The sequence below is a fragment of the Streptomyces sp. MH60 genome, assembly GCF_002939385.1.
In the GTDB taxonomy this organism is placed as follows: domain Bacteria; phylum Actinomycetota; class Actinomycetes; order Streptomycetales; family Streptomycetaceae; genus Streptomyces.
In genome coordinates this window covers 15,139-29,027 of sequence record NZ_MULI01000085.1, presented here as the reverse complement: position 1 = coordinate 29,027, position 13,889 = coordinate 15,139, and the positions used below count along the sequence as shown (strand labels likewise).

Here is a 13,889-nt window from a genome sequence, read left to right as displayed (position 1 = left end):
CGTCCGCCGCGCCGGCCGCTTCGCCGTCGCCGCCGTGCTCGCGCTCAGCGGCGCGGGCACCGTCGCCGCCGCGCTGGCGGGCGCCTCCGACAGCTCGGCCCTGGACGACCAGGCCGCGAAGGCGGCCGGTGACACCTCGGCCACCGTCGACGCGCTCTCCCACACCGCGTGGCCGTACGTCGCGGCCGTGGGCGGCGCGCTGCTCCTGCTGGCCGGGCTGCTCGCGCTGCGCTACGGCCGCCAGTGGCCCGCGATGTCCGGCCGCTACGAGCGCGACGGCACTCCGCGCCCGAGCCGCAGGCCGCAGACCGTCGACCCGGACCGCCCCGAGGACCTGTGGAAGGCCATCGACCGCGGCGAGGATCCCACCAGCGCCTGACCGCCTCCGGACCCGGGTTCACCCGCCGGAGCACCCCCGCTCACGGCGCGTGCCCCCGTGCGGGACAATGGGTGCGAGCGTCCTGCTCAGACATGGCACACAGCAACGAGGAGCAAGCAATGGCGGGCAGCAGCCACGGTCACACCCCGGCCGCCTGGACCGGTGTCATCATCTCCTTCATCGGTTTCTGCATCGCGGGCATGTTCATGGTGGCCGCCCAGCCGTGGGGCTTCTGGGCCGGCCTGGCGGTCGTGCTCCTCGGTGGTGTCGTCGGCTACGTCATGAAGATGATGGGCCTCGGCCAGCCGAAGCAGAACCACCCCGTGCACCAGGTCAGCGGCGAGCGCGCGGAGGCCGGCGCCAAGGGCTGACCACCGGGCACGGCGGTCACGGACCTCCTGAGGGGCGGACCGGCACAAGGGTGCCGGAGACCGCCCCTCACGTGCGCGCGGGGGCCGCCAGGGGCAGAATGCGGGCGTGGACGTCGAGAGCGGGAAACCCATGCGCACCGGCACCCTCCCGCCCCGCGGCGCGGCCCTGCGCCTGGCCGTCCCGGCCGGAGTGCTCGCGGCCGTCGCCGGGGCCTTCGCCTACGTGGGCAGCGTGGACCCCTACGAGCCCGGCCACTACCCCGTCTGCCCCCTGCTGCGTTTCACGGGCGTCTACTGCCCCGGCTGCGGAGGCCTGCGCAGCGCCCACGCCTTCGTCCACGGCGACCTGACCGCCGCGCTGCACGCCAACGCCCCCGCGGTCCTCGCCTACCTGGGCTTCGCCGTCCTGTGGACCGTCTGGGTGATCCGCGCGGCCCGGGGCCGTCCGGTGCGCATCGACCTCGGACCGGTCCACCTGTGGACGCTGGGGACGTTGCTGCTGGTCTTCACCGTTGTCCGGAACCTGCCGTTCGGTGGCTGGCTCCTCCCTTGACCATCCACGGAACGTCCACGTAGTGGGACCCGGATCGGCCGGATGCGGGGCCGGTGCCCGGCTCCGGATACCATCACAGTGACCACACGTTTTGCCGTCTGAAAGGGGGCCGCTCGCGTGAGTGTGCTCGACGAGATCATCGACGGAGTCCGTGCCGACCTCGCGGAGCGGCAGGCGCGCGTCGGCCTCGACGAGCTCAAGGAGCGCGCGGCCAAGGCCCGCCCCGCCAAGGACGGCGTGTCCGCGCTGCGCGGCGACGGCGTCAAGGTCATCTGCGAGGTCAAGCGCTCCAGCCCCTCCAAGGGCGCGCTCGCGGCCATCGCCGACCCGGCCGGGCTCGCCGCCGACTACGAGGCGGGCGGCGCCGCCGTCATCTCCGTCCTCACCGAGGAGCGCCGCTTCGGCGGCTCGCTGGCCGACCTGGACTCGGTCCGCGCGCGCGTGGACATCCCCGTGCTGCGCAAGGACTTCGTCGTCACCTCGTACCAGCTGTGGGAGGCCCGCGCCCACGGTGCCGACCTCGTGCTGCTGATCGTCGCGGCCCTCGAACAGCCGGCCCTGGAGTCGCTGATCGAGCGCGCCGAGTCCATCGGCCTCACCCCGCTGGTCGAGGTGCACGACGAGGACGAGGTCGAGCGCGCGGTGGACGCGGGGGCCAAGATCATCGGCGTCAACGCGCGCAACCTGAAGACGCTCGAGGTCGACCGCGGCACGTTCGAACGGGTCGCCCCGGAGATCCCCGCGCACATCGTCAAGGTCGCCGAGTCCGGCGTCCGCGGCCCGCACGACCTCATCGCCTACGCCAACGAGGGCGCCGACGCCGTCCTGGTCGGCGAGTCCCTGGTCACCGGCCGCGACCCCAAGACGGCGGTCTCCGACCTGGTGGCGGCCGGCGAACATCCCGCACTCCGCCACGGCCGGGGCTGACCCCCGGTAGGCTGACCCCCATGACGCTCCCGCTCGTCCCGGTGCCCCGGGACCCCTACGCGCGCCTGGCGCGCGGCTGCCGCCCCCGCGGCTGCCGAGCCCCCGCCCGCCGGGTCCACGGCCGCCGGGTGCGGTACGTCATCGGCGACGAACCGGGCCAGGTCAACGGCATGCGATGGCACCAGCCCACGTAGGGGCGCGGGGGACGGCGCGACCGGCCACAGCCGGTCCGTAGCCGACAACACAGTCCCCGCCCCCACGGCGATTAGTCCCTGCCAGACACTCACCGTGAGGTTCCGCATGCCCAGCACCTTCTTCATTCCCGATCCGGAGGGCCAAGTCCCCTCCGCCGAGGGCTACTTCGGCGCCTTCGGGGGCAAGTTCATCCCCGAGGCCCTCGTCGCGGCGGTCGACGAGGTCGCCGTCGAGTACGACAAGGCCAAGTCCGACCCGGAGTTCGCCCGCGAACTGGACGACCTGCTCGCCCACTACACGGGCCGCCCGTCCTCCCTCACCGAGGTCCCCCGCTTCGCCGAGCACGCCGGCGGCGCCCGGGTCTTCCTCAAGCGCGAGGACCTGAACCACACCGGCTCGCACAAGATCAACAACGTGCTCGGCCAGGCCCTGCTCACCAAGCGCATGGGCAAGACCCGCGTCATCGCCGAGACCGGCGCCGGCCAGCACGGCGTGGCCACGGCCACCGCCTGCGCCCTCTTCGGCCTCGACTGCACCATCTACATGGGCGAGATCGACACCCGGCGACAGGCCCTCAACGTGGCCCGCATGCGCATGCTCGGCGCCGAGGTCATCGCCGTGAAGTCCGGCAGCCGCACGCTGAAGGACGCCATCAACGAGGCGTTCCGCGACTGGGTCGCCAACGTCGACCGCACCCACTACCTGTTCGGCACCGTCGCAGGTCCCCACCCCTTCCCGGCGATGGTCCGCGACTTCCACCGGGTCATCGGCGTCGAGGCCCGCCGCCAGCTCCTGGAGCAGGCCGGACGCCTGCCGGACGCCGCGATCGCCTGCGTCGGCGGCGGCTCCAACGCCATCGGCCTTTTCCACGCCTTCATCCCCGACGCGGACGTCCGCCTCATCGGCTGCGAACCCGCCGGGCACGGCGTCGAGACCGGCGAGCACGCGGCCACCCTGACCGCGGGCGAGCCCGGCATCCTGCACGGCTCCCGGTCCTACGTCCTCCAGGACGACGAGGGCCAGATCACCGAGCCGTACTCGATCTCGGCCGGCCTGGACTACCCGGGCATCGGCCCCGAGCACTCCTACCTCAAGGACTCCGGCCGCGGCGAGTACCGCGCGGTCACCGACGACGCCGCCATGCAGGCCCTGCGCCTGCTGTCGCGCACCGAGGGCATCATCCCGGCCATCGAGAGCGCCCACGCGCTGGCCGGCGCCCTGGAGGTCGGCAAGGAGCTGGGCAAGGACGGGCTGATCGTGGTCAACCTGTCCGGCCGCGGCGACAAGGACATGGACACCGCCGCCCGCTACTTCGGGCTGTACGACACCGACGCCGAGGTCGCCGCCGACGAGACCGGCGCCGCGGAGATCGAGGGGGACGCCAAGTGAGCGGGAACGTACAGCTGCTGGACGACACCCTCGCGGCCGCCAGGTCCGAGGGTCGCGCCGCCCTGATCGCCTACCTGCCGGCCGGGTTCCCGACCGTCACGGGCGGCATCGAGGCGGTCAAGGCCGCGCTCGACGGCGGCGCCGACATCGTCGAGGTGGGCCTGCCGCACAGCGACCCGGTGCTCGACGGCCCGGTGATCCAGACCGCCGACGACATCGCCCTGCGCGGCGGCGTGAAGATCGCCGACGTGATGCGCACGGTCCGCGAGGCGCACGAGGCCACCGGCAAGCCGATCCTCGTCATGACGTACTGGAACCCGATCGACCGCTACGGCGTGGAGCGCTTCACCGCCGAGCTGGCCGAGGCGGGCGGCGCCGGGTGCATCCTGCCCGACCTGCCCGTCCAGGAGTCGGCGCTGTGGCGGGAGCACGCCGACAAGCACGGCCTGGCCACGGTCTTCGTGGTCGCGCCCAGCAGCAGGGACGCGCGCCTCGCCGAGATCACCGCGGCCGGCAGCGGCTTCGTCTACGCGGCCTCCCTCATGGGTGTCACCGGCACCCGCGAGTCGGTCGGGGCGCAGGCCGAGGACCTGGTGCGGCGCACCCGCACCACCACCGACACCCCGGTCTGCGTCGGCCTCGGCGTCTCCAACGCCGTGCAGGCCGCCGAGGTCGCGCGGTTCGCCGACGGCGTGATCGTCGGCTCGGCGTTCGTCAAGCGGATGCTGGACGCGCCCGACGACGCGGCCGGTCTCGAGGGCGTCCGCGCGCTCGCCGCCGACCTGGCGAAGGGCGTGCGCGGACAGGCGTGACCCCGGGCCGTGATGGCCGGGCACAGGACAGAGGTCCCTCGTACGAGTGGACCTGGGACCGGGGAGGCGCGCTGCGCCTCCCCGGTTCGTTCTGCGGGGTGTGAGCGAGAAGAACCGACAGGGAAAGCGCGGCGCCCGCGAGAAGCTGGCGGCCGAGCGCGAGAAGCAGAAGTCCAGGGACAAGCGCCGCCGCGCGCTGATCGTCGGCGCGAGCGTGGTCTGCGTGCTGGGACTCGCGGCGGTGATCGGCGTGGTCGCCGCGAACGCGGGCAAGGACGACGGCGGCGAGTCGGCCGGTCCGGTCGTGGCCCCCTCGGGGGCGCAGGGCAAGGACGGCCTGGCGATCCCCGTCGGCAAGGAGAGCGCCAAGTCGACGCTCACCGTCTGGGAGGACTTCCGCTGCCCGGCCTGCAAGGCCTTCGAGCTGGCGTACCGCAACACCGTTCACGAGCTGACCGACGCCGGGCAGCTCAAGGTCGAGTACCACCTCGCGACCATCATCGACGGCAACATGGGCGGCACCGGCTCGCGCAAGGCGGCCAACGCCGCGGCCTGCGCCCAGGACGCCGGAAAGTTCCCCCCGTACCACGACGTGCTGTACGACAACCAGCCGCCGGAGACCGACGACGCCTTCGCCGACGAGAACAAGCTGCTCGACCTGGCGGGCAAGGTCGACGGCCTCGACACCACCCTGTTCCAGGAGTGCGTGAAGAACGGCAAGCACAACAGCTGGGTGGAGAAGTCCAACAAGGCCTTCCAGAACGGCGGCTTCAGCGGCACCCCGACGGTCCTCCTGGACGGCAAGAACATCTACCAGGACCGCTCCATGACCCCCGCCAAGCTCAAGCGGATGGTGGAGGACGCCAACAAGTAGCGCGCCCGCTCGTTACGGACCCGTAGCCGGGCTGCCCACCGCGGCCCCCGTCCGACACGGTAGCGTCGACCCTGCCATGGAACTTGCCTTCATTCCCAGCCCGTCGCGCGGGGTGCTGCACCTCGGCCCCATCCCGCTGCGCGGCTACGCGTTCTGCATCATCATCGGCGTCTTCGTTGCCGTCTGGCTCGGCAACAAGCGCTGGATCGCCCGGGGCGGGCGGCCCGGCACGGTGGCCGACATCGCGGTCTGGGCCGTTCCCTTCGGCCTGATCGGCGGGCGCCTCTACCACGTGATCACGGACTACCAGCTGTACTTCAGCGAGGGCCGTGACTGGGTCGACGCCTTCAAGATCTGGGAGGGCGGACTCGGCATCTGGGGCGCGATCGCGTTCGGCGCGGTGGGCGCCTGGATCGGGGCCCGGCGCCGGGGCGTCCCGATGCCCGCGTACGCCGACGCCGTCGCCCCCGGCATCGCCCTCGCGCAGGCCATCGGCCGCTGGGGCAACTGGTTCAACCAGGAGCTGTACGGCAAGGCGACCGACCTGCCGTGGGCCGTGGAGATCACCTCGACGGCCGACGGACGGCTGCCGGGCACCTACCACCCGACCTTCCTGTACGAGTCGCTGTGGTGCATCGGTGTCGCGCTGCTCGTCATCTGGGCCGACCGCCGCTTCACGCTCGGTCACGGGCGCGCCTTCGCCCTGTACGTGGCGGCGTACTGCGCGGGCCGGTTCTGGATCGAGTACATGCGCGTCGACGACGCCCACCACATCCTCGGCCTGCGCCTGAACAACTGGACCGCGCTCTTCGTGTTCCTGCTCGCCGTGCTGTACATGGTGCTCTCGGCGCGGAAGCGGCCGGGCCGGGAGGCCGAGGTGGAGCCGGGCGCGGAGCCCGCCGCCGGTGACGCCGGGGCCGACGGGGAGAAGGACGCGAAGCAGGACACGGGGGCCGCCTCCGCGGACGCCGGAACCGACGGCGCGGACGACGCGGACACCGCCGGGAAGACCGGTGCCCCCGACCTCACCAAGGCCACCGGGACCACCGAGGACACGCACGACCCGGAGGACGCGAAGGACGCCGAGGCCGTGAAGGACGGCGCCGACTCCGCGAAGAAGGGCTGACCCCGCCCACCACGTACGCCGCCGAGGGCGCCCGGGACTCTCCGGGCGCCCTCGGCGTATGCCGGGCCGGGGCTCAGGACAGGGTCGGCCGCCGGGCCAGCGACAGGGTGCGCCGGGCCGTCGCCACCACCGCGGCGTCGATGAACCGGCCGTCCGGCAGCGCCTGCGCGCCCGGCTGGACCGTGGCGGCCTTGACGATCGTCTCCGCCTCCTCCAGCTCCCGCTCGGTCGGCAGGTACGCCCGCTCGATGATCGGCAGCTGGCGGGGGTGGATCGCGGCCCGCCCCAGGAAGCCCAGGGCGCGGCCGTGGGCGCAGGACGCCGCCAGACCCTCCAGGTCCCGGGTGTCCGGATGCACCGTCTGGGACGGCGGCGCCAGACCCGCCGCCCGCGCGGCCACCACCACGCGTGAGCGCGACCAGTCCAGGCCGGCGTCCCCGCGCACCCCCAGGTCGGCCCTCAGGTCCGCCTCCCCGAGCGCGATGCCGCGCAGTGCCGGGTGGGCGGTGGCGATCCGGTACGCCCGCTCGACTCCCAGGGCCGTCTCCAGCAGGGCGTACAGCGGCGGCCCGGCGGTGGTCTCGGCGACCTCGCTGACCTGCCCGGGCGCCGTCACCTTGGGCAGCCGCAGCCCGGACAGGCCCGGCAGCGCGGCCAGCGCCGCCAGGTCGCCGGCGGCGAGCGGACCGTCCAGGGCGTTGACGCGGACGTGCACCGGCACCGGCTGCGGCTCACCGAGCAGCTCGGCGGTGGCGTCACGGGCGTACTCCTTGCGGTCGGCGGCGACCGCGTCCTCCAGGTCGACCACCACCACGTCGGCACCGGCGGCCAGCGCCTTGGCCACCACCCGGGGCCGGTCCCCGGGGGCGTACAGCCAGGTCAGCGGGGGTGCGGTCATACGACGCCCTCCTCACGCAGCTCCTTCACGTCCGCCGGGGTGAGCCCCAGCCCGGTCAGCACCTCCTCGGTGTCCGCGCCGTGCGGGCGGCCCGCCCAGCGGATCGCACCCGGGGTGGCGGAGAGCCGGAAGAGGACGTTCTGCATGCGCAGCGGGCCCAGCTCGGGATCGTCGACCGTGGTGAGGGTGTCGAGGGCCCGGTACTGCGGGTCGGTCATCACGTCCCGCACATCCTGGACCGGCGCGACCGCCGCCTCGGCCTTCTCGAACGCGACGAGCACGTCCGCGCGGGAGTGCCGGGCGATCCAGTCGCCGACCGCGGCGTCCAGCACGTCGGCGTGCCGGGCCCGGTCGGCGCCCGTCGCGAACCAGGGCTCGTCGATCAGCTCCGGGCGGCCCACCAGCCGCATCACCCGCTCGGCGACCGACTGCGCCGAGGTGGAGACGGCGACCCAGGTGCCGTCGGCGGTGCGGTAGGTGTTGCGCGGGGCGTTGTTCTGCGAGCGGTTGCCGGTGCGCGGCTGGACGTGGCCGAGCTGGTCGTACCAGAGGGGCTGCGGGCCCAGCACGGTCAGGATCGGCTCGATGATCGCCATGTCGACGACCTGGCCCTCCCCGGTGCGGTCCCGGGCGGCCAGCGCCGTCATCACGGCGTACGCCGTCGCCAGCGCCGCGATGGAGTCCGCGAGCCCGAACGGCGGCAGCGTCGGCGGCGCGTCGGGCTCGCCGGTCATCGCGGCGAAGCCGCTCATGGCCTCGGCCAGGGTGCCGAAGCCGGGGCGGCGCGCGTAGGGGCCGAACTGGCCGAAGCCGGTGACCCGGGTCAGGACCAGGCGCGGGTTGACGGCGGACAGCTCGTCCCAGCCCAGGTCCCACTTCTCCAGGGTGCCCGGCCGGAAGTTCTCGACGACGACGTCCGCGGTGGCGGCGAGCCGGAGCAGGGTGGTGCGCCCGGCGGGCTTCGACAGGTCCAGGGTGATCGCGTGCTTGTTGCGGCCCAGCAGCTTCCACCACAGGCCCACGCCGTCCTTCGACGGGCCGTGCCCCCGGGAGGGGTCGGGCCGGGTGGGGTGCTCGACCTTGATCACCTCGGCGCCGAAGTCACCGAGCATGGTGGCGGCGAGCGGTCCCGCGAAGAGGGTGGCGAGGTCGAGGACGCGCAGGCCGGTGAGCGGGGCGGCGGAGCCGGCGGGGGCGGAGTGCGCGGCGGTCACGGCGGGCTCGGGCATGGGCGGGTGGCCTCCCGGTGGGTGAGGTGGGCGAGGGTGTCGAAGCCGGTGCCGTCGAAGTCGCCGACGGAGGTGGCCAGGCGGTTCTTCAGCGGGGCCGTCCAGTGCGCGGGCAGCGCGGCGGGGGAACCGGCGAGCAGTCCGGCGACGCTCCCGACGGTGGCGCCGTTGGAGTCGGTGTCCCAGCCGCCCGACACGACACGCGAGACCGAGCCGGTGAAGTCGCCGTCCGCGTGGGTGAGCGCGGCGGCGATCAGGGCGGTGTTGGGGACGGCGTGCACCCAGTGGTGGGCGGGGGAGTGGACGGCGTGCAGCTCGTCCACGACCGTGTCGAAGTCGGCGTGCGCGCCCGCCAGCCGTACGGCGTGGCGGACGGCCCCGGCGAGGCGGGAGCCGGGCGGCACGACCGCGAGACCGGAGCGCAGGCAGGTGTGGACGTCCTGGGTGCCGGTGGCGGCGGTGGCGAGGACGGCCGCCGCGAACATCGCCGCGTGGACGCCGACCGCGGTGTGGGTGAGGATCGCGTCCCGGTGCGCCTGCGCGGCGGCGGCGGCCGGGGCGCCGGGGTTGGTCCAGCCGTGCACGTCGGCGCGGATCAGGGCGCCGATCCACTCGCGGAACGGATTGCGGTGACGGGCGGTCTGTGGGGGTTCCAGGCCGGTGAGGAGGTTGCGCAGGGCGAGCCGCTCGGCGGTGAAGGTACGGCCGGCCGGGAGTTCGTCGAGCCAGACCCGGGCCACGTCGGCCGTCTCGAAGCTCCGGCCGTGGCGCTGGAGGAGCCGCAGGCCCAGGAGCGGGTAGTTGAGGTCGTCGTCCTCCGGCATGCCGTCGATGTTCTCGGCGAGGGAGGTGGGCGCGGAGCGGCGGTTCCAGGGATACGCGGCGAGCAGGTCGCGGGGCACGCCCCGGGCGGTGAAGTACGTGGTCGGGGGCCAGTTGCCGGCGGCCCGGCCGAGGAGCCGGATGCCGGTCAGGGGCAGCTTCTCGACGGGTTTGCCCAGGAGGCATCCGACGGCGCGGCCGAGCCAGGCGGCCTCCAGACGGGAGGGTGACACGGATGCGGCGGGGCGCGGGGAGGGCCAGTCGGGGCACAGCGCCCTGATCCGGTCGAGGTCCGTCGGCTCGGCGTCCGCCAGGGGAGCGGGCAGGCGGGCCAGTTCGTCCAGGAGCTCCTCGGCCAGGACACGGAGGCCGGGGGAGGCGGGCCGTTCCGAGGCGCCCGCCCGGGGCGGGACCGCGCCGCCGCCCGCCGCGCGCCAGCGGGCCGCCACCGCCGACGCGTCGCGGCCGTCCAGCCGTGCCTGGCGCAGCTCGTGGCCGACCAGGTCCTCGGGCTGGACCCAGGTCAGCCGGAGCATCCCGCGCCCCCGATCGCGGCGAACGCCTCCTCGTGGGCGCGGCGGCGCCGGACGTCCCGCTCGAAGACCTCCCGCGCGACCGCGGTGAGCGTCGCGGCCGGCTCCCACAGGTCCAGGCGGCTCGCCTCCGCGACGGTCTTCGCCCAGTCCTCCGGCACCGGCGATCCCAGCGCCCCGGCCAGGGCGCCCGCCATCGTGGCGATGGAGTCGCAGTCGCGGCCGTAGTTGACCGCGCCGAGCACCGCGTGCCGGAAGTCGCCGCCGGAGACGAGCAGCATGCCGAGGGCGACCGGCAGTTCCTCGATGGCGTGCAGGCGGGACGGGCGGCGGGCGCCGAGCGAGGGCGCGCGGTAGTCGGGGCCCACCGTGTCGTAGGGGGCCACCGCCGCGCGCAGCGGTGCGAGCGCCGACTCGAACTCCGAGTGGCGTGACGCCACGTCGCACACGGCCTCGATCGCGGCCCGGGTGCCGTCCTTGGCCAGGGACAGCGCGGCCGCCACCACCGACCGAGGGGTCGCGCCCGGCACGCAGGCCGCGGCCACCGCCGCCGCGAAGACACCGGCCGCCTCCCGGCCGTACGACGACTGGTGCGCACCCGCGACGTCCAGGGCCTCGGCGTAGGCGGCCGCCGGGTGCGCCGCGTTGACCAGGCCGACCGGCGCCATGTACATCGCGGCACCGCAGTTGACGATGTTGCCGGTGCCGGCCTCGCGCGGGTCCACGTGGCCGTAGTGGATCCGGGCGACCAGCCACTTCTCGGCGAGGAAGACCCGCTGGAGCGGGAGCGCCTCGGCCTCCAGTTCCGGGATCCAGCGCGGCTGCGTGATCAGGTCCGGGACCAGGTGCTCGGCGATCGCGTACGCGTCCAGGTGGTCGCGGACCGTGCCGTAGACCCGGACCAGCGCATGGGTCATCAGGGTGTCGTCGGTGACGTGGCCGTCGCCCTTGTGGTACGGGGCGAGCGGGCGGGCGGTGCGCCAGGCGTCGCCGTTCCAGGGACCGACGACGCCGTGGACGCGTCCGCCGTGGCGTTCGAGGATCTGCTCGGGGGAGTAGCCCTCGACCGGGCCGCCGAGCGCGTCGCCGACGGCCGCGCCCACGAGGGCGCCGGTGATCCGCTCGTCGAGGGGTGCGGTGGTGCTGTGGTCCGGGGTCAGGGAGGTCATGGGGTGGTGCCTCGTCCTTCCGGTGGGGACGGTCGCGTGGCGTGCAGGAGACCGGCGAGTTCGACCAGGTCGGTGCCGGTGAGCCGGGGCAGTACGCAGCCGGGCAGGGTGCGGCAGGCGTCCCGCCAGGACGCGGGGAGCGAGGCGCCGCCGCCGAGCGCGCCGGTGAGGGCGCCGGCCAGCGCGGGGGCGGAGTCCGCGACCCTGGACAGACAGGCCGCCGCCGGTACCGCCTCCGCGATGCGGCCCCGGGCGGCGGTGGCCAGGGCGAGGGCGACCGGGACGGTCTCGGCGGCGGCGATGCCGTAGCTGTAGACGTGGTCGACGATGCGGTGCTCCAGGAGCGGGACGAGGGCGAAGGTGCTCCCGCCGTCCGCCGCGAGGGCCAGGGCGTGGCGGGCGTTGCGGCCGATCTCCGTCGCCTCGGGGAGTTCGGCGAGCGCGGCCGTCACGCAGGCGTCCACGTCGGCGCCGTCGAGGGCGCACGCCAGCGCCGCCGCCATGGCCCGCGCGCCGTGCACGCCGTCGCCGTCCTGGGTGTAGCGGGCGTCGAACTCGGCGAGGTCGGCGGCGGAGCGCGGGGCGCCGGGGTGGGCGACGGCGAGGACGCAGGCCCGTACGCAGGCGGCGTCGTCGAAGTAGTGCGGGTTGTCGTGGCCGGTGGCGGGGGGACGCAGGCCGGCGGCGAGGTTGCCGAGCCCGGCCCGCACCGAGATGCGGGCGCGCAGCGGGAGCACCGCGGACTCCACCTCGGGGGCGCGGTCGGCCGCCGCGGCGACCTCGCTGGCGACGGCGTTCCAGGTCAGGTCGATCGCGGCCCGCATCCGGCGGTCCCGGCTCAGGTCACCGAGCACGCTGTCGTCCCCCGCCCGCAGTACGGCCTCCGCCGCGAACGCCGCCCACTCGGCGTCGTCCGAGGGGCCGAGGCGCAGCGGTTCCGGGGGCTGGTTCAGGGCGATGGGGACGGGGAGGGTGGTGGTCGCGTTCTGTTCGGCGAAGGTGTCCAGTTCGCGGGTGAGCCGGCGCGTCCACTCCGGCATCCGGGCGGCCCGGTGCCGGGCGGCCGGCCAGCCGGCGGCGTCTCCCGCGGCGAGCCCGAGCAGCAGCCCCTCGATGCGGTCCAGCAGCGGCACCGCACGGGACGCCGCCGTCCCCGGGCCGGTTCCCGGCCGTTGCCCGCAGCCGCCCGGCGGGTCCGTCCCCGGCCCCCCGGGCCCCTCGACGTACGCCGTGACGCCCGTCGCCCCGACCCCGGCCCGCGCCGTGCTCACGGCCCCACCTTCGCCGCCGCCTGGGCGCCCGGGACGGGGGGACAAGGGCCGGGAGCGGTCGGGGGAGGGGTGGGGGCGGTGTCGCCGGGTGGTGCGGTCGGTGCCTGATGACGGGCTCGGTCCGGGGGTCGAGGCGTCAACGCGACGGAGTCCGGGGCGGGGAGGCCGGCCCCGGGGTCGCGCACGTGTCGCGCGTCCGGGGAAGCCTCGCGTGCCGCCCGGGTCAGCAGGTCCGCCACCTCCAGTACGTGGTGGCCGGCCATCGTCGGGAGGCAGGTGCCGCGGGCCGGGGCGATGGCGGTGGCCCAGTCGGCCGGGATGGCGTGGACGCCGCGGGTCGCGCCGGCCAGGGCGCCGGCCACCGCGGCCGTGGTGTCGGCGTCCCGGCCCATGTTGACGGCCGTCAGCACGGAGTCCGTGAAGTCGCCGTCGGCCGCCGCGTAGGCACCGAAGGCGAGGGCGACGGCCTCGGGGGCCAGGTCGGTCCACGGATAGCCGCCGATGACCACCGCGGAGCGCACCGCGCGCTCGCCCCGGTGGGCCGCCGTCAGCGCGCGGCGCAGACAGCGCGCCGTCCAGGAGTCGTCCGGGACGACGGCCAGCGCGGAGGCCGCCACCGCGACGGTCGACGCCCCCGCCATCGCCGCCGCGACGCCCGCCGCCACCGCCTGGCCGCCGTAGATGCCCTCGCCCTCGTGGCTGACCGAGCCGTCGATCGCCGCCAGCCGGGCCGCCTCGGCGGGTCTCCCGGCCGCGAACACGCCGTGCGGCGCGGCCCGCATGGCCAGTCCGTCGCTCCAGGCGTGCCGGTGCTGGGCGGAGATCGGGGCGGCGAGCCCCCGGCGCAGGTTCTCCAGGGTGCCGCGTTCGCTGAAGCCGGCACCCCGGAACGGGCCCTCCTCCCGGTCCGCGATCCACTCGTGCCAGGCCGCCTCCACATGGGCCTGGGTCAGCCCGGCGCCGTGGCGGGCCAGCAGCAGGCCCGAGAAGATCGCGTACTCCGTGTCGTCCGTACCGGCGGGCCGGTCGGCCACGTACCCCGTGATGCGGCCCCAGCGGGCGCGGATCTCCGAGGGCTTCATGTTCTCGGCCGGCGCCCCGAGGGCGTCCCCGACGGCCAGTCCGAGCAGCGCGCCCCGGGCCCGGTCGCGGCGCCCCACGGCGTCTTGCGGCGCGGGGACCGGGGGAATGCAGGCGGTGGATGCCATGCGGCCTCTCCTCTCCCTCCGCGTATCTGTCCCCGGTGCGGTGCGCACCGCAGCCGAACCGGGCGCAGCGTCACCCGGTCGACATATGAGCGGGCAAGATCACGAATGAGTGCGAAGAAGCAAAGCCGCAGGT

Annotated in this window: 15 protein-coding genes; 9 read left to right on the top strand and 6 right to left on the bottom strand. The window is 75.0% G+C overall.

Features of this window, described 5'->3' with window-relative positions:
- The 9 genes from BZZ08_RS32850 to lgt all read left to right on the top strand — a co-directional run.
- A partial coding sequence (locus BZZ08_RS32850) for a TIGR02234 family membrane protein (protein WP_104635847.1) occupies positions 1-379 on the top strand: 379 nt, incomplete at its 5' end.
- A gap of 119 nt (positions 380-498) precedes the next feature.
- Positions 499-750 (top strand): HGxxPAAW family protein, encoded by a 252-nt coding sequence (locus BZZ08_RS32845; RefSeq protein WP_104635846.1) that lies wholly within the window; start codon positions 499-501, stop codon positions 748-750.
- 130 nt (positions 751-880) lie between these two features.
- Positions 881-1,303, top strand: a complete 423-nt coding sequence (locus BZZ08_RS32840) for a DUF2752 domain-containing protein (RefSeq protein WP_198601833.1) — start codon at positions 881-883, stop codon at positions 1,301-1,303.
- Positions 1,304-1,420: 117 nt separating this feature from the next.
- Positions 1,421-2,230, top strand: coding sequence for an indole-3-glycerol phosphate synthase TrpC (gene trpC / locus BZZ08_RS32835; protein ID WP_104635844.1), 810 nt, complete (start codon positions 1,421-1,423; stop codon positions 2,228-2,230).
- Positions 2,231-2,250: 20 nt separating this feature from the next.
- The gene (gene trpM, locus BZZ08_RS32830; protein WP_104635843.1) at positions 2,251-2,424 is read left to right on the top strand and encodes a tryptophan biosynthesis modulator TrpM; all 174 of its coding nucleotides are present in this window, start codon (positions 2,251-2,253) and stop codon (positions 2,422-2,424) included.
- Between the two features lie 106 nt (positions 2,425-2,530).
- Positions 2,531-3,814, top strand: coding sequence for a tryptophan synthase subunit beta (gene trpB / locus BZZ08_RS32825; protein ID WP_104635842.1), 1,284 nt, complete (start codon positions 2,531-2,533; stop codon positions 3,812-3,814).
- Entirely contained in the window at positions 3,811-4,626 is an 816-nt protein-coding gene (gene trpA, locus BZZ08_RS32820) for a tryptophan synthase subunit alpha (protein WP_104635841.1), read from the top strand. The genes trpB and trpA overlap by 4 nt, the downstream gene beginning before the upstream one ends.
- A 100-nt stretch (positions 4,627-4,726) precedes the next feature.
- The gene (locus BZZ08_RS32815; RefSeq protein ID WP_198601832.1) at positions 4,727-5,500 is read left to right on the top strand and encodes a DsbA family protein; all 774 of its coding nucleotides are present in this window, start codon (positions 4,727-4,729) and stop codon (positions 5,498-5,500) included.
- 76 nt (positions 5,501-5,576) lie between these two features.
- The gene (gene lgt, locus BZZ08_RS32810; protein ID WP_104635839.1) at positions 5,577-6,626 is read left to right on the top strand and encodes a prolipoprotein diacylglyceryl transferase; all 1,050 of its coding nucleotides are present in this window, start codon (positions 5,577-5,579) and stop codon (positions 6,624-6,626) included.
- Between the two features lie 73 nt (positions 6,627-6,699).
- Here lgt and BZZ08_RS32805 read toward each other — a convergent pair whose 3' ends face one another.
- Genes BZZ08_RS32805 through BZZ08_RS32780 form a run of 6 tightly spaced genes read right to left on the bottom strand, consistent with a single transcriptional unit; the run spans position 6,700 to position 13,756 of the window.
- Entirely contained in the window at positions 6,700-7,524 is an 825-nt protein-coding gene (locus BZZ08_RS32805) for an HpcH/HpaI aldolase/citrate lyase family protein (protein WP_104635838.1), read from the bottom strand.
- Positions 7,521-8,753 carry a CaiB/BaiF CoA transferase family protein gene (locus BZZ08_RS32800; protein WP_104635837.1) on the bottom strand — a complete coding sequence of 411 codons (1,233 nt, stop codon included), beginning with the start codon at positions 8,751-8,753 and terminating at the stop codon, positions 7,521-7,523. Before BZZ08_RS32800 ends, BZZ08_RS32805 begins: the two co-directional genes overlap by 4 nt.
- On the bottom strand, positions 8,735-10,111 hold the full coding sequence (locus BZZ08_RS32795) for an ADP-ribosylglycohydrolase family protein (RefSeq protein WP_104635836.1): 1,377 nt from the start codon (positions 10,109-10,111) through the stop codon (positions 8,735-8,737). Before BZZ08_RS32795 ends, BZZ08_RS32800 begins: the two co-directional genes overlap by 19 nt.
- Positions 10,099-11,277: an ADP-ribosylglycohydrolase family protein gene (locus tag BZZ08_RS32790; protein WP_104635835.1), complete on the bottom strand. Its 1,179-nt coding sequence runs from the start codon at positions 11,275-11,277 to the stop codon at positions 10,099-10,101. The genes BZZ08_RS32795 and BZZ08_RS32790 overlap by 13 nt, the downstream gene beginning before the upstream one ends.
- The gene (locus BZZ08_RS32785; RefSeq protein ID WP_446750284.1) at positions 11,274-12,593 is read right to left on the bottom strand and encodes an ADP-ribosylglycohydrolase family protein; all 1,320 of its coding nucleotides are present in this window, start codon (positions 12,591-12,593) and stop codon (positions 11,274-11,276) included. The genes BZZ08_RS32790 and BZZ08_RS32785 overlap by 4 nt, the downstream gene beginning before the upstream one ends.
- Positions 12,545-13,756 (bottom strand): ADP-ribosylglycohydrolase family protein, encoded by a 1,212-nt coding sequence (locus tag BZZ08_RS32780; RefSeq protein ID WP_241965627.1) that lies wholly within the window; start codon positions 13,754-13,756, stop codon positions 12,545-12,547. The genes BZZ08_RS32785 and BZZ08_RS32780 overlap by 49 nt, the downstream gene beginning before the upstream one ends.
- Positions 13,757-13,889 lie beyond the last annotated feature (133 nt).